General features: G+C 39.6%; 19 protein-coding genes and 4 tRNA genes. 8 read left to right on the top strand and 15 right to left on the bottom strand.

The features are described 5' to 3' along the window. Positions 1-184 precede the first annotated feature (184 nt). From UMU13_RS01980 to UMU13_RS01965, 4 genes are all read left to right on the top strand, one after another. Positions 185-817: a TetR/AcrR family transcriptional regulator gene (locus tag UMU13_RS01980; protein WP_328216775.1), complete on the top strand. Its 633-nt coding sequence runs from the start codon at positions 185-187 to the stop codon at positions 815-817. Continuing rightward, a complete protein-coding gene (locus tag UMU13_RS01975; protein ID WP_328216772.1) occupies positions 814-2091 on the top strand; it encodes a TolC family protein in 1278 nt (425 codons plus the stop codon). Before UMU13_RS01980 ends, UMU13_RS01975 begins: the two co-directional genes overlap by 4 nt. Continuing rightward, entirely contained in the window at positions 2088-3230 is a 1143-nt protein-coding gene (locus tag UMU13_RS01970; RefSeq protein WP_328216769.1) for an efflux RND transporter periplasmic adaptor subunit, read from the top strand. Before UMU13_RS01975 ends, UMU13_RS01970 begins: the two co-directional genes overlap by 4 nt. Before the next feature lie 100 nt (positions 3231-3330). Next, on the top strand, positions 3331-6396 hold the full coding sequence (locus UMU13_RS01965; RefSeq protein ID WP_328216767.1) for an efflux RND transporter permease subunit: 3066 nt from the start codon (positions 3331-3333) through the stop codon (positions 6394-6396). 189 nt (positions 6397-6585) lie between these two features. On the opposite strand, the gene UMU13_RS01960 is transcribed toward UMU13_RS01965, so the two are convergent. Further along, positions 6586-7221, bottom strand: coding sequence for a flavodoxin family protein (locus UMU13_RS01960; RefSeq protein WP_328216765.1), 636 nt, complete (start codon positions 7219-7221; stop codon positions 6586-6588). Positions 7222-7353: 132 nt separating this feature from the next. Here UMU13_RS01960 and UMU13_RS01955 point away from each other — a divergent pair, with 132 nt between their 5' ends. Together UMU13_RS01955 and UMU13_RS01950 are read left to right on the top strand one after the other, a co-directional pair. After that, positions 7354-7545: a ferredoxin gene (locus UMU13_RS01955; protein WP_328216763.1), complete on the top strand. Its 192-nt coding sequence runs from the start codon at positions 7354-7356 to the stop codon at positions 7543-7545. Between the two features lie 118 nt (positions 7546-7663). Further along, positions 7664-8968: an ATP-grasp domain-containing protein gene (locus UMU13_RS01950; protein ID WP_328216760.1), complete on the top strand. Its 1305-nt coding sequence runs from the start codon at positions 7664-7666 to the stop codon at positions 8966-8968. Positions 8969-8983: 15 nt separating this feature from the next. Here the strand turns inward: UMU13_RS01950 and UMU13_RS01945 are convergent, their stop codons facing one another. The 8 genes from UMU13_RS01945 to UMU13_RS01910 all read right to left on the bottom strand — a co-directional run bounded on the left by UMU13_RS01945 (position 8984) and on the right by UMU13_RS01910 (position 17064). Further along, a complete protein-coding gene (locus tag UMU13_RS01945) occupies positions 8984-9190 on the bottom strand; it encodes a GDCCVxC domain-containing (seleno)protein (RefSeq protein WP_273266611.1) in 207 nt (68 codons plus the stop codon). A 37-nt stretch (positions 9191-9227) separates the two neighbouring features. Beyond that, a complete protein-coding gene (locus tag UMU13_RS01940) occupies positions 9228-9569 on the bottom strand; it encodes a DsrE family protein (protein ID WP_328216754.1) in 342 nt (113 codons plus the stop codon). A gap of 239 nt (positions 9570-9808) precedes the next feature. Next, positions 9809-10453: a peroxiredoxin-like family protein gene (locus tag UMU13_RS01935; protein WP_328216751.1), complete on the bottom strand. Its 645-nt coding sequence runs from the start codon at positions 10451-10453 to the stop codon at positions 9809-9811. Positions 10454-10476: 23 nt separating this feature from the next. Next, positions 10477-10854: a carboxymuconolactone decarboxylase family protein gene (locus tag UMU13_RS01930; RefSeq protein ID WP_328216748.1), complete on the bottom strand. Its 378-nt coding sequence runs from the start codon at positions 10852-10854 to the stop codon at positions 10477-10479. After that, the gene (locus UMU13_RS01925) at positions 10839-11459 is read right to left on the bottom strand and encodes a TetR/AcrR family transcriptional regulator (protein WP_328216746.1); all 621 of its coding nucleotides are present in this window, start codon (positions 11457-11459) and stop codon (positions 10839-10841) included. The genes UMU13_RS01930 and UMU13_RS01925 overlap by 16 nt, the downstream gene beginning before the upstream one ends. A 27-nt stretch (positions 11460-11486) precedes the next feature. Continuing rightward, positions 11487-12290, bottom strand: coding sequence for a hypothetical protein (locus UMU13_RS01920; protein ID WP_328216744.1), 804 nt, complete (start codon positions 12288-12290; stop codon positions 11487-11489). A gap of 528 nt (positions 12291-12818) precedes the next feature. Next, entirely contained in the window at positions 12819-15542 is a 2724-nt protein-coding gene (gene fdhF / locus UMU13_RS01915; RefSeq protein WP_328216741.1) for a formate dehydrogenase subunit alpha, read from the bottom strand. Continuing rightward, positions 15535-17064: an NADH-ubiquinone oxidoreductase-F iron-sulfur binding region domain-containing protein gene (locus UMU13_RS01910; protein WP_328216738.1), complete on the bottom strand. Its 1530-nt coding sequence runs from the start codon at positions 17062-17064 to the stop codon at positions 15535-15537. Before UMU13_RS01910 ends, fdhF begins: the two co-directional genes overlap by 8 nt. A gap of 123 nt (positions 17065-17187) precedes the next feature. Here UMU13_RS01910 and UMU13_RS01905 point away from each other — a divergent pair, with 123 nt between their 5' ends. Continuing rightward, complete coding sequence (locus tag UMU13_RS01905) at positions 17188-18066, top strand: DMT family transporter (protein WP_328216736.1); 879 nt, start codon at positions 17188-17190, stop codon at positions 18064-18066. Between the two features lie 6 nt (positions 18067-18072). Here the strand turns inward: UMU13_RS01905 and UMU13_RS01900 are convergent, their stop codons facing one another. After that, positions 18073-19245 carry a geranylgeranyl reductase family protein gene (locus UMU13_RS01900; RefSeq protein WP_328216734.1) on the bottom strand — a complete coding sequence of 391 codons (1173 nt, stop codon included), beginning with the start codon at positions 19243-19245 and terminating at the stop codon, positions 18073-18075. Positions 19246-19357: 112 nt separating this feature from the next. Between UMU13_RS01900 and UMU13_RS01895 the strand changes: the two genes are divergently transcribed. Further along, positions 19358-20518 (top strand): alkaline phosphatase, encoded by a 1161-nt coding sequence (locus UMU13_RS01895; protein ID WP_328216731.1) that lies wholly within the window; start codon positions 19358-19360, stop codon positions 20516-20518. A 291-nt stretch (positions 20519-20809) separates the two neighbouring features. Here UMU13_RS01895 and UMU13_RS01890 read toward each other — a convergent pair. From UMU13_RS01890 to cysQ, 5 genes are all read right to left on the bottom strand, one after another. Continuing rightward, a tRNA-Gly gene (locus UMU13_RS01890) sits at positions 20810-20882 on the bottom strand. Positions 20883-20923: 41 nt separating this feature from the next. Next, positions 20924-21004 (bottom strand) — tRNA-Leu (locus UMU13_RS01885). Between the two features lie 15 nt (positions 21005-21019). After that, a tRNA-His gene (locus tag UMU13_RS01880) sits at positions 21020-21093 on the bottom strand. Positions 21094-21100: 7 nt separating this feature from the next. Further along, a tRNA-Arg gene (locus UMU13_RS01875) sits at positions 21101-21174 on the bottom strand. Positions 21175-21540: 366 nt separating this feature from the next. Further along, entirely contained in the window at positions 21541-22350 is an 810-nt protein-coding gene (gene cysQ / locus UMU13_RS01870) for a 3'(2'),5'-bisphosphate nucleotidase CysQ (RefSeq protein ID WP_328216728.1), read from the bottom strand. Positions 22351-22520 lie beyond the last annotated feature (170 nt).

Here is a 22520-nt window from a genome sequence, read left to right as displayed (position 1 = left end):
CAGGGTTGTGGCAATCTCAAAATAATATAAAAAGAGAGATTGCTTCGTCGTTATCACTCCTCGCAAAGACGTGTAATAAGTGCAAGTGCGAAACTTGAGTGATTTTTTAAAAATTTACTATTGCATCCGGAAGAAAATTGATTAATATTTTACTAACTGGTTAGTTAAATATGGAGTCATCAATATGAGTATAAAAAGCGAAAAAACAAAAACGATTATCTTGAAAACAGCTTCTGCAGAATTCTCCGCCAAAGGTTTTGACGGGGGTAGAATGGACGAAATAGCTGACAAATCAAAGGTAAACAAAGCCACGATTTACTATCACATAGGTGGAAAAGAAGAACTGTACGAGGCTGTAATATCCGATGTTCTTGGCAATTATGCCGAACGTTTAAGTTTAAATGTAAAAAAATCCCGGACTTTTAAATCTAAAATATATTCTTATATCCTGACTTTTGCAGAAATTATCAAAGAACACCCGCACATTGCCCCAATGATGCTGAGGGAAGTTGCAGGGGAAGGAAACAGATTAACAGATGATGCAATGTCACAAATGGGCGAAATTATCAAAATAATTCGGGAAATATTGAAAACGGCAAAGAGTGAAGGATATTCTTTGCCTGAGAAGAACCCGGTGGTATTTCACGCACTGACAATCAGCTCCCTTCTGTTCTTTTATTCCACAATACCGGTAAGGGAAAGAGCTTCAGCGGCCGGTGTTGTTGCTGATTCGACTGAACTAAATATTTCATTGGAAGAATTTGCGGACAGTTTTGCCCGAATTTTATATTCATCATTTCACAAGGAGCACTCATGATAAAATATTTTATCGCAATATTGCTGATTCCAATCAGCTCTTACGCTGCGGATATTGCCACTTTGCTTGAAGCCGCCTCACAAAGACCTGAGATTAAAAGCCTGAAATTGAGTGAAAAGATTTCCCGGCAGGAAAGAGCAAAGACACTATATAATTTTACCCCGAAAGTGGACTTTTACGCATCATACGAATATTCAAGCCGGCCGCAAAATCTGGTGCCGATCACACCGGGTGAAATGAATGTAAATAAATCCCTCCCTATCTCTGAAAATATTTACAGATACGGTGTTAAAGCTTCGATGCCGGTTTTTGTTAAAGAATTATTTGATACAGCTGATATTTTAAAATTAAAGAAAGAAAAATTTGGAGTTCTGACAGACATTGCGGTTATCAAAAATCAGTCACTGCTGGTTTCTATGAACAGTTATTTTCATTATTTAAATAAAAAACGTGAATATTTGCAAAAGCGAATAGACTCTCTGAAAAAAACAAAAAAGATTGTGAAAACTGGTGTAGATGCCGGCCGGATTCCCAAATCGGAGCTTTACAACATAAAGAAGTCCCTGCTTGAGTTAAAAATGGAATTTGAGAATTTAAAAAGGCAGACGGAGGATGTTAAAGCGGATATATATAAAATTACCGGCAGACACATTGAAAAACCGGCAGAAATGAATAAGACAGCTGATTTTGATAAATTTCTCTCCAATAATGATGCAGGTTTTATTCAGCTGAAACCTTATAAATACGACATAAAAACCGCAAAACAGGAGCTTGAGAAACAAAGAGCATACAGGTATCCGAAAATTAATCTCTCTGCCAGCTATACGCAGAATATGGGTGAATCCTACAATAAAGATGAATTTGAAAGTGAAGACATCGGCAATGTTATGGTGGAACTGTCAATACCTATTTTCGATGCAAAATCGCACAAAGAAGTCGCTATTGCGAAAAACGAAATATTAAAGACAAAACAGGATTATCTTAGTAAACGCTCCGTCCTGTCTTCTCTTGAAAGGAAATATATCAATAAACTGCCTATTGTCAAAAAATCAATCAAGCAGGCGGAAGAAGATATAGTTTATGCTAAAAAACTGCTGAACACGGCAAAGGTGGCATATAAAAACAGACGGATGACTGTGGATGATTATCTCAGCTATGAGGTCGATGTTTTAAAGTCAGAGTCAAATCTGGCTGCTTTGAAAAATGAAAAATGGCAGATTTATGCAGGACAGGCTCTCTTATACGGAATAAGATTAATCGAGGTGCTAAAGTGATTAAAAAAATAATATCAATATTAATAGTAATTGTGGTTGTTTTTGCTGCAGTAATGCTTTTAAAAAAGCGTAAAGCACAGATGGCTGAGGCAAAACCACCCGCCGTAAGACCCATTGTTGTTGAATCATTTACATTAAAGAAAGACAAAGTGCTGTTAACTCTTCCGTATATTGCCACAGTAAAAAGTGATTCCGGAGCCGAAATAAATACTAAAATCGCCGGCAGAATTGAAAAACTCCCCGTTCAAACAGGCGAAAGAGTGAAAGAGGGGGATCTTCTGGCTAAAATCGACAGTGATGATCTTAATTCGAAGATTAACGGACTGCAGGAAGAAAAACAGTCTTTAAAATGGGATATACAGTCTGTAAAAAGTGTACTCCGGGCAAAGCATACTGCCCTGCAGAACTTAAAGAAAAAACACGCCAGAACTGCTGAGCTTTTGAAAGTGGAAGGGGCCTCCATAGAAGAATATGAGTCGGAGGAAACCTCCATAGCAGCGTTGAAATCGGAGATAAAAATACAGAAAAATAAAATCAATATTTTGCAGAATAAGATTAAAATCCTTGAGAGCAAAATAAGCGAGGTGAAAGCGTCCCTTAAATATACAAAAATCTATTCACCTGTCAGCGGAACAGTTTCCACAAAATATGCTTCCGAAGGTGAAAATATTATGGCAGGAAGAAAAATTCTGGATATTACCGGCAATGACAAAAAGTATCTGGAAATACAACTGCCACCGGATAAAACAGCAAAAACAATAAAAACCAATGGCGAATTTTATAACATAAAAGGCCTGAATGATACTGATGCATCCGGTACGCTCAGATATAAAACATCTTATATAAAAAAGCTTAAAGCATCGCCGGGCGAAATTCTGCCGATTGAATTAGTTACCTATCGGGGAAATAATAAACTTTTACCCTATAATGCAGTGCTTGATAAAGACAGTGATAAATTTGTTTTTGTTTACTCAAGCGGAAATGTTAAAGCGAGACAGATTGATGTGGCTCATTCGGGCATCCAGGGAATAATTGCCGATAACCTAAGCGGTGTAAAACGGGTAATTACAGCAAAACCGGATATCCTTCTGAGAGTACTCTCCGGAGTGCCGGTGAAAGTGCTAAGCACTGAGCGCTAAGTGCTAAAGGTTAAGTGTTTGTGTTGGTTTAAATGAATGTGGAAAATACCAACATAGAACATTGAACGCTGAACTTTGAACTAACACGGGATGGTGAAATATGTTCGATTTTTTTTATAAAAGACCGCAGTTATTATACAGCCTGTTGGCTGGATTTATATTCTTAGGTCTGATCGGTTTCATGAAAATGCCGAGAAATTTTTTCCCGGATGCCGAATACCCCCAGGTATTTGTGATCACACAGGTTCCCGGAGCAACTGCAGAGACAGTATCTTCCACTGTTTCAAAAGTACTGGAAGAGGAAATTTACACCCTTGCAAACATAAGAAGCGTAAGCTCCACAAACATCGCCGGTATGTCCGTTGTCAGAGCTGAATTTGATTACTCAAAAGAGCTGGGTGAAGCGGCGGTATATGTAAACAATGCTCTTAACCGTGTACGCTCACAGCTGCCGGAAGATGCCGCACCTTCAATCTACACTTCAGGCGCTTTTAATGCACCTGTTGATGTGTTCACACTAACTCCTGCGGTTGACTCAATGACTTTGGCAGATGTCCGGAAAATTGCTGAAAGCGACGTCAAACGTGAATTGCTGAAAAACAAATATATCGGGAATGTGGAAATTTTCGGCGGATACAAGGGAGCGGTATCTGTTGAGCTTGATCCCATGAAAATGCGCAAATACTCACTTGTTGCAGCAGATGTAATTAAAATCATAAACAATACCTACAAAGATATCCCGATGGGCTTTCTGCAGTCCGAAAACAACTATATTACTGTCAACTTTTACGGTGAAGATGTGCCCGTCGGCTCTCTTAGAAAACTTCCTGTAAAGAGCAATGTAAAGCTGAAAGATGTGGCTGAAATAAGCTGGGGGCATGAAAAGAACCGTTCTGCATATGTTGGGAATGCAAGGAGCGGAATTGCCGTAATCGTAAAACGCCCTCCGGGCGGCAGCATAGTTGATGCCAGCAATGCTGCACGGGAAATTGCCGGTAAATTGAAAAATCGATTTGATAATATTGCATTCAGCATATCCGACACCCAAAAAGATCTGGTAGATACATCTTTGAGAAATATGTTTGATACATTAAAATTGACTATAATTATTGTTGTTTTTGTCATACTTTTGTTTCTGGCAAATATCAGGGCTACGCTGGCTTCCGCAATAACAATACCCATTATATTTTTCACAAGTTTAGGCATTATCTGGATTACCGGAGGCGAACTTAACCTGATTGTGATGACTGCAATTGTGCTGGCTCTTGGATTGGTTGTGGATGACTCTGTTGTTGTCTTGGAAAATATTGAGCGTCACTTTAATGATTTGAATAAACCTATAGACAGGGCTGTAAAAGAGGGAACAAAAGAGGTAACGCTGGCAAGTTTCAGTGGGACTCTGACCACAATTATCGCCGTTTTTCCTTTAATGTTTGTCGGCGGATTTCCTGAAAAAATTTTCAAACCTCTATCATTCACACTTATTATAGCCTTATCCGTGTCATATTTTCTTTCAATAACTTTTATTCCAAGAGTTTTTATACTTTTTTATAAAAACGGAATGGGTCAGTGGAAGATTGAAAAAGTGCTGAACAATCTTTATTTCAAAACACTTGATAAATTGAAAATCCCTTATGTCACTCTGCTTAGGTTTACGAAAAAATCACATTTTATAAAAATTCTTATTATTGTAATAGCTTTTGCCCTGCTCGTTGTAAGCGGAAAAAATATTGTACCCGTTATCGGCAGGGATGTGATGCCCCCTATGGATACAGGGATTATTAAAGTTCAGGTGAGTTTCAGCTCCAATATGCCTGCGCATGAGAGCCTGCAACGTATAAAAGGATTTACTGAATGGCTTCACAAACAGCCTGAAGTAAAAAAATCATCCGTCTCCATCGGCAGCGAGCCCGGGGTTTTGGCAATGGGCAACGGTGCCCTTTCAGGCGAGGTTAATATTATAATCCACCTGACTAACAGATTTAACAGAGAAGCAAGTATGTGGGACGTGGAAGAAAGGATCAGAGAACAATTGAGTCAGATTAAAGGGGCGAAATATGTCAATGTTTCCGATCACGGAGCCACCCCTTTTTCTTCGATAAAAGCACCGGTGGTCACAAGAATCAAAGCTGAGGATTTTGAAACACTTCCACAGATTGCCTCTAAAGTCAGAGAAAGAATGTTGAATGTCAAAGGTATAAATTCCGTTGATATCAACTGGAATAATGACATGAAAGAGGTATTGCTGGATATAAATAAAAACAAACTCGCTTTTTACGGCTTAACCGGTACCGAGCTCAGCAGGCAGCTTGCCCTGAAAGGTGTCAGAGCCGGAGATAAATCTTCCTTTTCATCCATTAAAAGCCAGGAGATAAAAGTTTACTATGAAAAACCTTTTGGTGAGAATATCCGGTCTTTGAGTCTGCTGCCAATAAAAACTGATAAAGGTTTTATTCCTTTGTCCCAATTAGCAGATATTAAAACGGGATTTACTCCTGCCAAAATTACCAGGGAAGATTTGTTATATAGTATAGATGTGAACGGATACACAGGAAAAAGACCGGTATCGATTGTTACCTCCGATGTAAAGAAAAAGATTGCAGAACTGGATACCGCCGGATACAAGGTAAGCCAGGAGGGAAATATTACAGCCCTTAATGACAGTTTCAAAAGGTTGTCAGTAGCTGTAGGAATATCTGCAATTTTCCTTTTAATCGCCCTGTACACGATTTATAAATCGATGAAGCTGGCGCTTATCATGATACCGATGCTGCCGTTATCTGCAATCGGAGCATTCTGGGCACTTCTCTTTTTTAACAAACCCCTTTGCCTTCCTGCTATGGTTGGACTGCTCCTTCTTTTCGGCATCATTCTTAATAATGCAATTCTACTCGTTGATTTTTACAGGGAATTCAAGGATGAGTACGGTCCTTTTGATGCAGCAGTTAAAAGCGTACAGGTTCGTTTCAGACCGGTTTTGATGACGGCTGTGAGTACAATTGCCGGAATGATACCCCTGGCTCTGGAAATGGCTGTAGGACTGGAAAGGGTATCACCGCTTGCTGATGTCGCCATCGGCGGACTGCTTATCGGCACGGTAATCACTCTTGTTTTTATTCCTATGTTCTGCTACTGGTTTGAAGGTAAAAAGACAAAAATCGAATAATGTGCAGAAGCCGGAGCCCCGGTTTCAGATCTTTGAATAATGTATTCTTATAAATTTTACCACCCCTTAATCCCCTCCTAACTCTTCTATAGGAGGGGAGATAAAGCTCCACGCACCGAGCACATAAGAACTTATGTGCTCGGTGCGTGGTTGGGTAGGCTGCTTATTCAAAGGTTCCGGTTTCTGCTTTTATTCAGACTTTTTATTCTGCACTAATATTTCAATCTTTCTTCTCAGCCTGAGTGTTCTGAGAAGTTTTTCACCAGCATTGTAAGCATCCTGCAAAGCAGTTGTATCATGGGCTGCCTCACCCGCGCTGAAAAGACCAAGAGCTTTGACCACATCAACTACACGATATCCCAGGGATTCCAGGGAACCCTTCATCACTTCAGGGGTTACTCCCATATCCTTTTCAGAATGCTGCTCAGCCACCGATATTACAGCTGCATATTTTTGTTTTCCGGTATCGTTGATACTTATCCAGACAGAACGGTCATCCTCATCAAAAAAATCAAGGCAAAAGCATCTGTCGATAAAGGCTTTCGTTTCCGCAGTAATATTGTAAAAATATGTTGGCGAGCCTAAAACAACAGCATCAGATGCAAGAATTTTCGGATAAATTTTCTGCATGTCATCATCAATCACACAGGTAAAGGAATTTTGGCATCCGTTGCATCCGTTGCAGCTTTCAAAGTTGTAATCGTCCAAAAAAATCAGCTCCGCCTGCACTTCTTCTGTATCAAAAGCTTTCATTGCCTCTTTCACCAATGTTGCTGTGTTGCCTTTTTTTCTTCTGCTTCCGACAATACATAGAATGTTAAACATTAAACGCCTCCTAAAAAATGGATTTTATATGCTTCCAGGTAGTATTATTTTATAAAAAAAACCTTGACTTTTTATAACATAACAAGCAAAATATATAAAATGGTTTTATAATTTCCCACATAGGAGTCTGTTATGGCAAAAGTAGCATTGGACCAGGAAGAATGTATCGGCTGCAGAGCTTGTGTGGAAATCTGCGAAGAAGTTTTCGGCTTTGATGAAGACGAGGAAAAGGCATATGTAATCAAACCGGAAGGCGGACCTGAAGAAGAAATTCAGGAAGCTATCGATTCCTGCCCCACTGATTGCATCTACTGGGAAGAGTAATCAGTATAGTTTCCCGATTGATTTAAACTTTATTATTTTATCTTTAAGCTTTTTTTACGTTTCTATCTACCAAAATTAATACAATAAAAGTGCATCTTCTGCTTAAAAGGAGTATTATATGAAAAAAAAGAATATTTTTATTGTCGGTTATGACGATTTTAACATCGATATGCTTGAATCATTACCTGAATCCAAAGAGCACAATTTTATCTCTCTATTATCTTTCAAGGAAATAAGAGACGGTGACGGAAAACCCATCAAATCACTGCTGAAAAAAGCTGTTTCACGGATTGAATCTTTTGACGGCAGCGTCGATGCGATAATGGGCTATTGGGACTATCCCGTTACCCTTCTTGCTTCTATTCTCACAGAAAAATACGGACTGCCCGGTGTTCCCGTTGAAAGCATATTAAAATGTGAGCACAAATATCTCAGCAGACTCGAGCAGGCAAAAGTCATTCCGGAGCATATTCCACTTTTTGAAGTTTTCGACCCCTTTAACGACAACTATATGTCAGATGTGAAAATGCTGCCGCCATACTGGATTAAACCGATAAAATCATTCAGCTCTTATCTGGCTTATCGGATAAACAGTGACCTGGATTTTATGGATGCCAGAGAAGAGATCAGAAGATATATAGGGAAAGTAACCGAACCTTTCGAGGATTTTATACACCAACTTAATCTGCCGGAAGAACTGACGAAAAATAAAGGCAAAACGTGTATAGCTGAAAGCTTACTTTCCGGGAGTATGTGTACACTGGAAGGCTATGTTTATAACAATGAAGTTTTTGTATACGGGATTGTCGATTCTGTAAGGGAAACAGACAGCTCCTCATTTTCCAGATATGAATACCCCTCAAAAATCCCTCAGAATATACAAGAGGAGATGGAAAAAATTACCCGGAAAATAATGAAACACATAGGCTATAACAACAATACCTTTAACATTGAATTTTTCTATAATCAGACTAGCGGCAAAATTACTCTGCTGGAGATAAATCCAAGACATTCACAGTCACATGCATTTCTTTTTGACAGCGTTGACGGTGTGGCAAATCATAAAATCCAGCTGGATCTGGCCCTTGGGAAAAAGCCTGAATTGCCGGAAAAATTCAGCGGAAAATATAAAAAGGCTGCCAAATTTATGACCAGAACATTTGAAGACGGCTTTATTACAAAAGTGCCTACATACCGGGAACTGAAAAAAATCAACAAGGAAAATAAAGATATTATAATCAAACCTCTGGTAAAGGAAGGAACAAGACTATCTCAGTTGACTTATCAGGACAGTTACAGTTACGAATTGGCGAATATTTACATCCCGGCTTTCGATGAAAAGGATCTGATTGAAAGATATAACAAAATTATCTCAGAAATCAATTTCAAGCGCGCATACGAAAACGATATAAGTATTGTTTAGATTTAGACAACCGAATCAGCAGCAGCTTTTTTTCTGCTGTACGGGGGGACATTTAACCGAACCGTAGCTGCAAAAAACACAGCAGTCCCCCTCTTTGGGTTTTAATATACTTTTACAGTTATCACATCTGTAAAAATACTGGCAGGCATCTGTAGGCATCGTTTCTTCTTTTTCGTATCCGCATTCCGGACATGTTATTACAGACTTTTTAATAATTTCCATGTTTATCCTCAATAAAAATTTTCAAAATATTTCTACTTTAAAAACTCAGAACACTGTAACCTTCTTTGATATAATCGGTCAATGGCTGCCCCATATACTTGACTTCCACTCCCAGATTTTCAAGATTATCTGCAACCCCGTAATTATCTGCACACGCTTTACATGCTTCCACTTTTATGCCCTCACGGATAAATTCTTTTATTTTCTCCTGCAACTCAGGTGTATCGTTTAGAAGTTTTGAAGATGGTCCCCATATAATAAAGTTGATATTTTCCCACCAGCTGCGTTTTTTGCCGTTTAGTGTATACATAAAAACCATATTTTCTGCGACTTCAATATCGCCGCTTGTCCATAAAATCACCAAAGTATCCTTATTCATGTTTCCTCCTTTATTTTAATTTAATCTGTCCGCCATTTCCAATGCTTCTGCATATGTTGCTGAAAACTTTAAATAATTACTCAGTCTACCCGATCACTTAACGCTTTAAGCGCTCAGGACTTTCTTCTCCCCCTGAAATAGGGGGAGACGCAGAGGGGTACATTTTGTTTTCGAACAGAGCTCCCTGTACCTGCAGGGCTGAAATCCTGCTTCTATAACCATTAAAAATTATCATTATTTTACAGGCCTTTCAAAACCTCTATAATATCATCAGGTTCAGCCCGCTGGTTGTAATCAGCTTTCCCAAATACATATTTTAAGGTAAGGTCTCTATCCACCACAAAGGTAGCAGGAATCGGTATTTCATATTTTTCGTTGCCGTTGTGCTTTGCAACATCCAGACCGAATTTTTCATAAATCTCCACAAGATCCTCCGGCATTTTGAATACCAGACCGTATTTTGCAGCAACGTTATTGTCTGAATCATATAAAACCGGGAATTCGATACTGTGTCTTTCCACCGTTTCATTGGCATATTCCGGCAATTCCGGAGATACCGCTATTAGATTTGCCCCATGGCTTTGGAAATCGGACAATCTGCTCTGCAAATAATTCAGTTCCAAATTACACACCGGACACCAGCCTCCTCTGTAAAAGCTCAGGACAACAGGACCTTTTGAAGCCTCTTCAGAGAGGGTGACTGCCGAACCGTCATAATTTTGCAGGGTAAAATCGTAAGCTTTTGAACCAGCTTTGGGAATATTTTCTTCGATTCCGCTCTTTATCAAGTCTTCTGTTGCTCTCTGCATTACTTCCCTGGCATCTTCGGGAATTTTCCCGGCACTTTGTTTTTTCAACTCTTCTAATTTTTCTTTAAGTGACATAGACGCCTCTTATAGACCTATATTTAAACCTCGCATGGCACGTTCAGCGAATCGGCAATTACAGTAAAGCTCTGGAACAGTTCCACAACCTGCCTTAATTCATTTAACTCCTCATCACTCGCTCCGGCCATTTTCGCAGCACCTTCATGTGCCATACTACAGTACTCACAGTTATTTACCAACGACACAGCAAGAGCTATAAGTTCTTTCGTTTTACGGTCCAGTTTGCGCTCATTATGCATAATATGCTTCCAGCGGCTCAAATTAATAGCTGTCCATTCCGGATCAACGGCTGCCTGAGCCCTGAAAAAATTGGGGACCATTCCCATTTTCTCCCTGAGTTCATCAAACACTTCTTTCGCTTTCCCGGTTGCTTCATTGTCTGTCAATAATTTAGACATGTTTCCTCCTTTCTGCTCTGTGTTTTTATATCAAGTATTTTCACAAATGCGCACATAGATTTTTCCAACGGTTTGCCACTTTTTTCCAGCCTGGCAAGCATAATTCCGCCTTCCAGGGCTGCTACAATTGTTGATGCCAGAACATCCGGTTGGATATCTTTTCTTATTTCACCTGTTTTAACAGCTTCTTGAATAACTTCTTCAAGATTTATTACCCATTTTTTGAAAACGTTTGACACGATCCCGGTAAAAATTTCGTTTTTATCAGCCATCTCCAGGGCAGTATTTCCAAATATACAGCCCCCTGTATAATTCCTCTCTTTATGAGCTTTGCTTACATTCTCAAAAAAATTAATGAGCCGCTCTCCGGGAGTATTGCCTGACAAAGATTGTTCCAGAAAAATAAAGAATTTATTTTCGTATTGCTTCAAAGCTTCAGACACCAAAGTCTGCTTATCAGGAAAATGAAAAAAAACACTCCCTTTTGCCACACCGGCTTCTTTGACAATATCGCTGATACTCGTTGCTTCTATACCCTTTTGAAAAATCAGCTTAACAGCGGCTTTCAAAATTTTATTTTTTGTGATTTCTCCCTTTTCGCCCATATTTTACTCCTTAAACGGCAGACTGTATTAACACGGCACGGCCGTCTGACACAAACCGCATCCGGTAGTTTTAACATTGTAATAATCACCTCTGAGTCTTCGTATCGTATTATAAGTGTATTTGTCGCAAAGACTTTTATCGTGTCCTTTTTCAGTTATGGCTCCGGCCGGACATCTGCTTATACATTCTCCGCATTCAGCTATATTGTTAAAAAACAGACAGTTTTCACGATGATCACTATACTCAGACTCATTGATATCCAGTACTGCATCTGTAACAACACTGCCGCACCTGTGTGCGATGCCCCGCCTTGTAATAAAACCGTCACTCAGACTGAATGTGCCTAAACCGGCGGCAAATGCCGCGTGTCTTTCAGACCATGTTGAAGCTAAACCGACTTTTGTATTATCCAGCCTTTTCCATTTATCACTCAGCATAGGGGATACTGCATTGTAGCCGGATTCCTTCATATATTCCTGAATATGTTTTCTTATTAGCATATTAAAACGCTCACCGTATTCACGCTGAAGTGCCCAGTAAAGGCTCGGAAATCTGTTTTCTTTGGCATTGGATTTTCTCACTTCTTCATTTACCGGAAGAACCCATACAATAACGGTACCATCCTCAGGAAGCGTTTCAAAAAATTCTTTCGGATGATAATGAAAATCACCGATAATATCTTTGTAATCTGAAAACAGCGGATTGTTTACAGAGGCAAAGCCCACCAAGGGGGACTTAAAATAGGAAAAACCATATCTATGGTTTCTGTTTAAACTACTTTTTTCCACAAGAGATTCAATTTCCGATATTACTCTTTCGTTTAAATTCATATCAGCTCCAGCTTTAGTTAATAAACCGACCAACCGGTTTATTTTAAAATAGCAAAAATTTTATATATGTCAATAGGGGGAAAAATTATTAAAGGGTAATTAGAGGTAGTTGAGGCGCCAGCCGCGCATATGACACCATACTTTGGCTAATCATAAAAAAACGCATTATAAAATTATATTATTCAAGTTTCGCACTTAATTCGGTCATTGCGAAACCCTGTGGAAACAGGGTTGTGGCAATCTCAAAACAAGAAAAGAAGAGAGATTGCTTCGTCGTATTCACTCCTCGCAAAGACTTGCAGAAGGCGTAAGTGCGAAACTTGAATTATATTATTGAAAATTGTATTGTATACTAGATTTATGTGCTTGGTAGTTAAAGGTATTACGAGCTGTAGGAAAAACCCAAAACCAATCAACCATTTCAACGGGTTTTGGTCTTGCTCCTTGGGCCTTTGCCCTGTAAACTGTAAACTCATACCAATCCCTCAGCCACTTTACCATTTCACTATAACCAAGGCTGACAGATGTCTAATGATTCAGCGGACGGATTTTTACGGCGCATACTTTATACTCCGGTATTTTGGCGGCAGGATCCAGTGCCTTTACTGTGAGCTTATTAACATTACCTTCCACAAAGTGAAAATTTCCAAATACTGTTTTTTTGCCCACTCTGTCCGTCAGAAAAGTTTTTGCACTGATAACACCCCGCCTGGATGAAACCTCAACCTCCGCATTGTCCTCAATGCCCATATCTACAGCATCATTTGAATTTATCAAAACAACCGCTTCTCCTGCCGCGGACATTATTTCTTTGATACGTCTTGTGAGTTCTCCGCCGTGCCAGTGAAATATTTCCCGACCGGTGTTCAGCAGAAAGGGATATTCACTGTCAGGGAGCTCATTGGGACGGATATAATTTACCGGGTGGAATTTTCCCTTACCATTTGAGAATGTTTTTTCATGCAGCACAGGCGTGCCGGTATCATTTTTATTTTTCACCGGCCAATAAAGCGCTTCATCCTCTTCAAGTCTTTCAGTCAATACACCGGCATAGATAGGTGTCATTTTATTTATCTCATCCATAACATCTTTTGCCGAATTATACCCCCAGCCGCTGAATTCTCCGGATTTATGATACCCTTTCTTTTCAATCAGCTTCTGTGCCAACTGTGTCAGAATATTTAAGTCTGTTTTTGATTCATGCAGTGGGGGAAGAAGAGGTGTGAGTTTCTGGATTTTTCTCTCCGTGTTGGTGAACGTTCCCTCTTTTTCTGCAAAACTCGCCGCCGGTAAAACTACATCTGCATATTTAGACGTTTCCGAGAAGAAAATATCCTGAAGAACAATAAATTCCGTCTTTTCCAAACATTCCATCACTTTGTTCACATCCGGATCTGTCATCACAGGGTTTTCCCCCATAATGTACAGAGCTTTTATCTCTCCGGTTCCCCCCTTTTCAATCATCTCCGTAACCGTTAATCCCGGATCACCGTTCAACGGTTTATCATCAGCAAACCCCCATTTGTCCTGAAAAAAAATGAATTTTTCCGGGTTGGTAACGTTCTGGTAACCGTTAAACACATTTGGAAGAGCTCCCATATCACATGCTCCCTGCACATTGTTCTGCCCTCTCAGCGGATTCAAACCGCCGCCTTTTATTCCCAGATTTCCCGTAAGCATTTGCAGATTGGCAAGAGCCAGAACATTGTCAACGCCGCAGATATGCTGAGTAATCCCCATTGCCCAGATAACTGCAGCAGGTTTGCTGCATGCGATTTTTTCAGCTGCTTTATAAAGCTCATCATATTTCAGACCTGTCTTTTCAATAACATCATTCATATCAACGGACAGGGCATGTTCTCTAAATTGATCAAAGTTTTCACACCTGTTATTAATAAATTCCTTATCTTCCCAACCGTTCTCTAAAATTATCCGACACAAACTGTTCAGAAGGGCAATATCCGAACCTCCGTTAATACCGAGATATATGTCGGAAAATTCAGCAATGTCCGTAAACCTCGGATCAGCCACTACAAGGTTAATACCTTTATTCATTACAGCCTGGCGGATTCCCACACCGAAAACAGGGTGCTGCTCAGTAACATTTGACCCTATAATGAATATCGTGGAAGCATTTTGCAGAATATCTTCCATTGTATTCGTCATTGCTCCGGAACCTACGGCCTGAATAAGCCCTGCAACTGTTGAGGAATGACAGAGCCTGGCACAGTGATCCACATTGTTGGTCTTGAAAATCTGCCGGGCAAGTTTCTGCATCAGATAATTCTCTTCATTTGTACATTTGGCTGAAGCAAGAAACCCCAAAGCATCGCTGCCAAATGACTTTTCTATCTGAATAAGTTTATCGCAAACAATATCCATCACATTATCCCAGCCGGTTTCAACAAAGCTGTTCATGTCTTCATCATCAGAATTTTTTTCTTTCCCTGAGAGCAGGTATTTCCTTACGAGCGGCTTTTTCAGTCTTTCTTCACTCAGAACGTAACTGTTAGCATACCTCCCTTTTACACAAAGCGAACTATACTTATCCCCTTCATCAGAAGGTCCGGAAACAATTTTCTTGCCGTCTGTGGTAAGCTTAATTTTACAACCCACTCCGCAATAACTGCAGACAGTGGTGACAGTACTTATTTCAGAACTGAGGGAGGTTTTGTCTGCAATTGCACCGGTGGGGCAGAAATCAACACAAGTACCGCAAAATTCACAGTGTGCCTCTTCAAATGTTTCATCCATTCCGACAATAAGATGTATATCAGAACCTTTTGATGCATAATCCCATATAAAGCGCCCCTGTAACTCAGTGCAGGCTGCCACGCATCTTCCGCACAACACGCACAGCGATGCATCATATCTGAAAAAAGGGTTTTCCTTTATTTCCTTATTTTTTGGTGTATTCTGCCGGAATGAATAGAGTAAATCATTGATTTCAGCTTTTTTCGGAACTTTTGAAGTATCTATATTGCTCAGCATCAGTTCAATATTAATTTTTCTCAATTTCTCAACATCAGGGGAATCCGTAACAACTTCCATGCTATCTTTCACTGGTGTATCACAGGCGGTCACAAAGCGGTTATCAGCTTTAACAATACATACTTTACACCTCCCTACGGGAGACAAATATTTATGAAAACAGAGTGTGGGTACACGGATACCGATATCCTGAAGTACCCTAAGTATTGTTTTGCCGCTTTTAACCGCTGTTTCTTTTCCGTTTATACGAATATTAACCACACGAATTCCTCTTTTTTAATTTAAAATAAGATTTGAGTGGAGTAAGAACGGATTTACCCAGACCGCATAAAGTGGAAGCTGACATCGATTCAGCAATGTCAAGTGCTTCTTGTTCAACACAGGAAGAATCATTCAGCATATCATAAATGCGTTTATAACCCGCAAAACAAGGGATACACTGCCCACACGATTCATCAGCAAAAAAGCGAAGGATATATAACATAACATCTTTCAAGGTGTTGGTATCATCAGAAATATAAAGAGAGGTTATTCCTGCCTCAGATTGATAAAGCTCTGAAAGGGGTAAATTATAGTTTTCAGGATGAATAAAAAAACCGGAAGCGCCGCCGCATAAAGCAAAGCCCTGTTTTTTGCCGGAAACTCCGCCGTATTTTTTCAAAATATCATTTACGGAAATATTTAAATCGGACTCAAATATACCGCTGTTTTTCACATCGCCTGACAGAGAAAACACTTTTTTGCCGGCATGTACTATATCTTTATCAAGAATTTCAAATATCCAGGCAAACGTTTCCACATTTGAAAGTAGTGTAGGCCTGCCTTTGTAGCCGGCTTCCGCCGGATAAGGCGGTTTAGTCTCAGGATTGCCCCTTTTACCTTCAGCGGAATTAATCAGGGCGGTCTCTTCGCCGCAAACATATGCTCCTGCTCCGGATATAATCCGGAAATCAAAACTTTTCAGTTTCTTTTCATCTATTTCCTTTTTAAATAAATTTATAGTATCCGTTAAGATTTGTTTCTGCCTGGTATATTCTCCCCTGATATAAATGACTATTTCACTGCTTCCAACGCAATGAGCTGCCAATATAAGCCCTGACAGAACAGAATAGGGATTGCTCTCAATAATACCCCTGTCTTTAAACACAAAAGGTTCGGATTCATCGGCGTTGCATATTACTATTTTTTCGCCGTCGGTATTTCTAACCGTTTCCAGTTTCTTATCCATGGGGAAACCTGCCCCTCCTCTTCCTGTTAGATTTGCCTCTGAAACCTTCGATATTATTTCATCCGGTTCTTTTACAAGCAAAATCCTCAAACGCTCAGAATAATATTCGCATTGATCAGGGGAAAGCAGAAACGTCTTTTCTTTTTGACTATTCAATATTTTCGCTTTATCTGCTTCTTTTGTGCCGTTTTCGGTAATTTTCACCTGTATTCCATTTATAACTGCTGCCGGTGCGTTATCACATAAACCGATACAATGGACACATTCGGCATCCGTAATATTTTTATGATTCACATTGCAGGCGGGAGCGCAGCAGCGCAAAATATTATCCTGACTGGCTGTATCTTCAGCAATCTTGATAAGACCGTAAAATGAGGCAATGGAAAATACCGTACTTTTGGGCAGACCGTACTTTACAGACAGCTGATTTAACTCACCTTTAGTTACTCTCTGATTCTTTGAATTAATCGCCTTCAATTCAGCAAAAAAGTTTTCATAACTTCCCGGATTTTTCAAAAAATCGAATATTTTTTTATATCTGTCAATTACCGGCATTTATACTCCTGTATTAAAATTATAACACATTACAGCAAATGACTTCAAAAGATAAAACAAAATATACCGTTTGCAAACAGAAAGTTAATTGTTTAACCTGCAAATTTCAGGGAGGAAGATATTATGCGACTAAAAGCATACATTGCAATGTTATTGGTTATTTTAATGTATTCCGGCAATATTCTTGTCGGCAAAGCCATCAACGAACTCCCTCCCTTCACAATTGCATTGGGACGCCTGACAGTGGCCTTTATTATGTTAACACCTTTCGGCTTCTTTCAGGCTGTTAAAGATAAGAAGCTCTACCTGCAATATAAACTTCCTCTGCTGATAATGACTCTGACAGGCATCACATTTTTCAGCTCTTTTATCTACAGTGCTTTGCAGTTCACAAGCTCTGCCAATGTTTCGATTCTGGAAACCGTTATTCCGGCTCTCACAGTTGTTTTAAGTGTGTGGTTTATAAAAGAGAAAATCACACCTGTTCAATGGCTGGGGGTGATTATTTCTTTTGCCGGTGCTGTTTGGGTCGTAGCCGACGGAAATTTAACTTTTCTTGTGCAACATACACCCAATAAAGGAGATTTAATCATGATTGCAGCAATCATTTTCTGGTCAGTATATTCTCTGCATGTTAAACAGTACATGCACAATTTCCGGATTTTCGGAATTGTATGGATTATGACTGGTATTTCGGTAATGATTCTGATTCCAATTGTAATGATTGAATGGTCGATAACCGGAATGCCGGATATTTTTCAGGCTGGCAAAATGGCAGGCATATTCTATCTGGGCGTATTCCCATCTTTTATAGCCTTAATACTTTACAGCAGATCGGTGATTGTTCTGGGAGCGGGCAAGGCTTCTGTTATGTTAAATCTACTTCCAGTATTTACAATGCTTGGAGCATACTTTCTGCTTAATGAGAATATCTCTTTTTCTCAAATCACAGGCTCCATCGTTGTAATTTCAGGAGTGACAATGACAATAAGAATAAATTAAGCTCATTTACTTTAGGAAGGATTTCAAGACACCTTTAATGGAAAAAATTTGTCTGGGATCGATCGTTTCATTAATAATTCCTTTGGCTGCCTCGTATAAAAAATTGCTCTTGGTGGCCCTTTTGGCAAGCAAATCATTCAGAAATTTATTTGAAAGCCATTTTTGTGCGGTTTTGTATCCAAAATGTTTATAGAATACCCTGTTGTAAAGAAGTTTATAGTATTCTGACGGCACCAATGGTAAATCCGACCTAATTCTTTCTAAGATATATTCGGCAGCAAACTCGCCGGATTCCATTGCTTTACCTATTCCTTCACCGGTAAAAGGATAGGTTGTACCGATAGTTTCACCTATACATATATATCTGCTGCTTTTATTATTTAATAAATGCCCTGTTTTTAACCCGCATCTTAAAACCGCGCCTTTAAGTTTTGTTTCGCCTGTTTTAGCCGCAACAATCTTTCCAGCCTCAGTGAATCCTTTCAAAAACTCATCATGAACCTTTTTGAGGTTGTTTACGCCTTTTTTGCCGTAAAAAGCGCAGCAGCCGGTATTATACAAACCGCTGCCCAATGGAAAAATCCAGGCATATCCGGGAATAATGGAACGCTCGTATGATACAAACATCTTATCTGTTATATAATCAGACTGTATATATTTCCTTACACCGACAGCTTCCGGTTTGCAGTTTATTTTATCCGAAACGCTTGGCTTTAAAAGATTAATGTCCGTGCCGGTGGCAATGATACCGAAATTTGAACTAAATGATTCTCCTTCAGCAGAATGACATACAAAACAATCATTCCCCTCTTCAACTCCGTTAATCTTTTTGGGTAAAAACTTTACACCTTTTCCCGTTGCATGTTTTAGAAGAATATTATCAAAAATTTCTCTTTTTATGGTGAAATACTCGCCGGGAATAACGACTTTTGTGCCGAATGAGCTGTAAAAAAAGGTTTCATCTATATAATTGGCGTTCTTTTCGACATCATCATATACTCCACATCTTTTTAAACATTTTATGGAATCATTAAGCAGACCGTCACCACACACTTTCTCTCGGGGGAAATCTTTTTTGTCAAAAATTAATACACTTAGCCCTGCTTCAGACAATTTGCAGGCCGAAATACTCCCGGCCGGACCGGCACCTATTATAATAACATCCCATCTTTTGTTCATACAAGATCCTGGTATTTCTTTTTAAAATACTCACCACTGCCATAGTGCTAAAATAAGGGAAAAATACGTTTGCCTTGCCAAATATACAATTGTTATTTTATTTTATACAACTATGATAAGAATAATCAACTTAATCCTTGCAGTCACATTTATTTTCATTCAGCAGATTTCCATTAATACCTTTTTGTACGCTGAGAACACACCTGAAAATATAATCCTTATGATCGGAGACGGGATGGGAAGCTCTCACATTAAAGCTGCCAAGCTCGTAAAAAGCGGCAAGGACAAAAAGTTATTTATGCAGAAGCTGGAAGTGCAAGGCTATATCAGGACACTTTCTGCGAATGGAGAAATCACTGATTCTGCAGCTGCAGCTACAGCTATGGCAACTGGCACAAAAACAAATAACGAAATTATAGGAAAAGATCCCGATTACAATAACTTAAAGAATATATTAGAATACGCCGAGAAATACGGTAAATCAACGGGCATTGTGACCACTGTTCAGCTGACTCATGCCACTCCTGCGGCATTCGCAACCCATGTACGAAACAGATATCAGATGGAAGAAATAGCTATGCAGATTATAAATAAAAATATTGAAGTGCTTTTTGGAGGAGGAGAGAACTATTTTTTACCTGAAAATCAAAAAGGTTGTTTTGCCGGTGAAGGAAAACGGGATGACGGCATTAACCTGATAAGCAAAGCAGTTAAGAACGGCTACGTTTATGTTTGCTCTAAGCAGGAACTTAAAAATCTTGATACCGGTATCACAAATCGCGTACTTGGCTTGTTCGGTGCGGAAGAGATAACAAGACCAATTAAACCTAATTTGGCGTTGTTAACAAAGAAAGCTGTTAAAATACTTTCAGACGATCCGGATGGCTTTTTCTTAATGGTGGAAGCCGGACAGATTGATTGGGCAAGCCATGAAAATAATGCAGATGATATGCTGAACAGTATGCTGCAATTCGATAAGGCTGTTAAAACAGCTTATCAGTTACCTCAGACATCAGAAACTCTCCTCATTGTGACATCGGATCATCAAACGGGAAAATTTGAAATCACAGCGGATAAGGAATCTCTTTTTGCAGACGGACCATTCTATATGCCTGACGGCACGAAATTTTTTATACAGTGGAATAGCGACGAACATACCGCTGATAAAATAAAAATATTTGCTTCCGGCGTTAACGCTGAAATGTTCAAAGGAACACATGAAAACACTCTTATTTTTGATGTAATTTACCGCTCATTAAAAATGAAAAATTAGCTTAACATTTTGATAGTGGGATTTTATAGACCTGTGAGTTCACCTACACCTACGAAGTGTGGAAATGGCATTTACAGAAACGATGTTATCAACTTCCTCAAAAACATCAGCCTTTTCCTATACCTTTCTCCTTTGCTTCTAGTTCCCCACTTCTCTATCTTGCTACCTCACTATTTACCCTTTACAGCATTACAGCCGCATTTCTGAAACATTTAATGATTTGCTTATCACAATTTTATCACAGCGGCTTAAATAAAAAACTAAATTGTTAATAAGAATGGAGAAAAAGAGAGCGGGTGACGGGACTCGAACCCGCGACCTCAACCTTGGCAAGGTCACGCTCTACCAGCTGAGCTACACCCGCGGTATATGTAAAATACCAAGGCAATGATAACCACCCAAAAGTGCGAGTGGAGGGACTCGAACCCCCACGCCGAAGGCACTAGATCCTAAGTCTAGCGCGTCTACCAGTTCCGCCACACTCGCTGAAATCAGGGAAAGGGTGAGTGACGGGATTTGAACCCGCGACCACTGGAGCCACAATCCAGTGCTCTACCGAGCTGAGCTACACCCACCATAACACGCGCCCGGCACGATTCGAACGTGCGACCTACGGATTAGAAGTCCGTTGCTCTATCCAGCTGAGCTACGGGCGCAAGTATACACCCGTTTAAAGCCGGGCGTACGAGACTGATATCATTAGCAAATAGTATATAAATTGTCAACAATTTTTGCAATAAGACAACATCAGAATATTGAAGTAGTGCCTTTATGTCCGTGAAAGGTGATGCGTGACCCGTAATGCGTGAGGGGTCATGGGTAATGGGTGATGGGTTAGGGTGATTCATAAAGCGTTGCGAAATTCAAGGTAGTTGAAGTGGTTGAAAAAGTTGAGACGGTTGAATAAACTGCTTGTGCAGAAAGCATTCTGCAAACTTTTATCTATATCTATACCTTAACCTTTTCCTCTATATCCCCACCTCGCTCTTTCACCAATAACAAATGCACCGCCCAACAAGTGGTTAATTTTCAAATTCCTTAAAATACTTAAAAAGTCTTTTATCGTATTTTCTGAGAGCTATAAAATGAGAATTTATTACGGAATCCTGCATATTGTATTTAAGAGGTGACCCTGTTTTATCCAGTACATACCCCCCGGCACATTCAAGTACACACTGCCCCGCAGCTGTGTCCCATTCTGAAGTGGGGCCAAACCTCGGATATACATCGGCTTTCCCCTCAGCCAGCAGACAGAATTTCAAGGAACTTCCGGCTGACACAATTTCAGGCTCATTAAAATAGGAGCTGAAAACTTCTATGGTAGTACTGCGGTGGGAACGGCTCCCCAATATCCTCAAATTGTCCAGATCCACTCCTTTATTTTCAAGCGGCAGCTTTTTATCGTTAGCGCCATAGTTTCTTTTATAAGAGCCGCAGTCTTTATGTGCCCAGTATATAACCTTTTGGACAGGGATCACCACAACCCCGAAAAAGGGCTTTGAATTTTTTATCAAAGCTATATTTACGGTAAATTCTCCGTTTTTTCTGATAAACTCCTTTGTTCCGTCCAAAGGATCCACAAGCCAGTAATCTTCCCATTCTTTTCTTATATCCCAGCTTATGTTATTCGATTCTTCTGAAAAAACCGGGATATGGGGTGTAATCTTTTCCAGCTTATTTGTTATATAATCGTGTGAACTGCGGTCGGCCTGGGTCAAAGGGCTAAAGTCATCTTTCCAGTCCACATCAAAATCCCCTTCATAGATTTCCAGAATTTTATCACCGGCTTCAACGGCAGTACTAATAACATCTTCCCAAAAATTATCAGGCATTTAAATCCTCAATCATCAAATTCCGTTAATTTTACCATATAAAGAAGTCATATCAACCTTTTCTTTTTCATTCAAATCACTTAGAATTGTAGATAGGTTCCATGATGGGTAATCTGTAATGCGTGATAAGTGATGCGCAAAGCGTTAAGAAGAGGTGGTTAAGGGTATTT

Source organism: Flexistipes sp. (assembly GCF_036172515.1).
Taxonomy (GTDB): domain Bacteria; phylum Chrysiogenota; class Deferribacteres; order Deferribacterales; family Flexistipitaceae; genus Flexistipes.
Note: the sequence above shows the minus strand (reverse complement) of the source record. Positions and strands in the feature narration are given on the sequence as shown.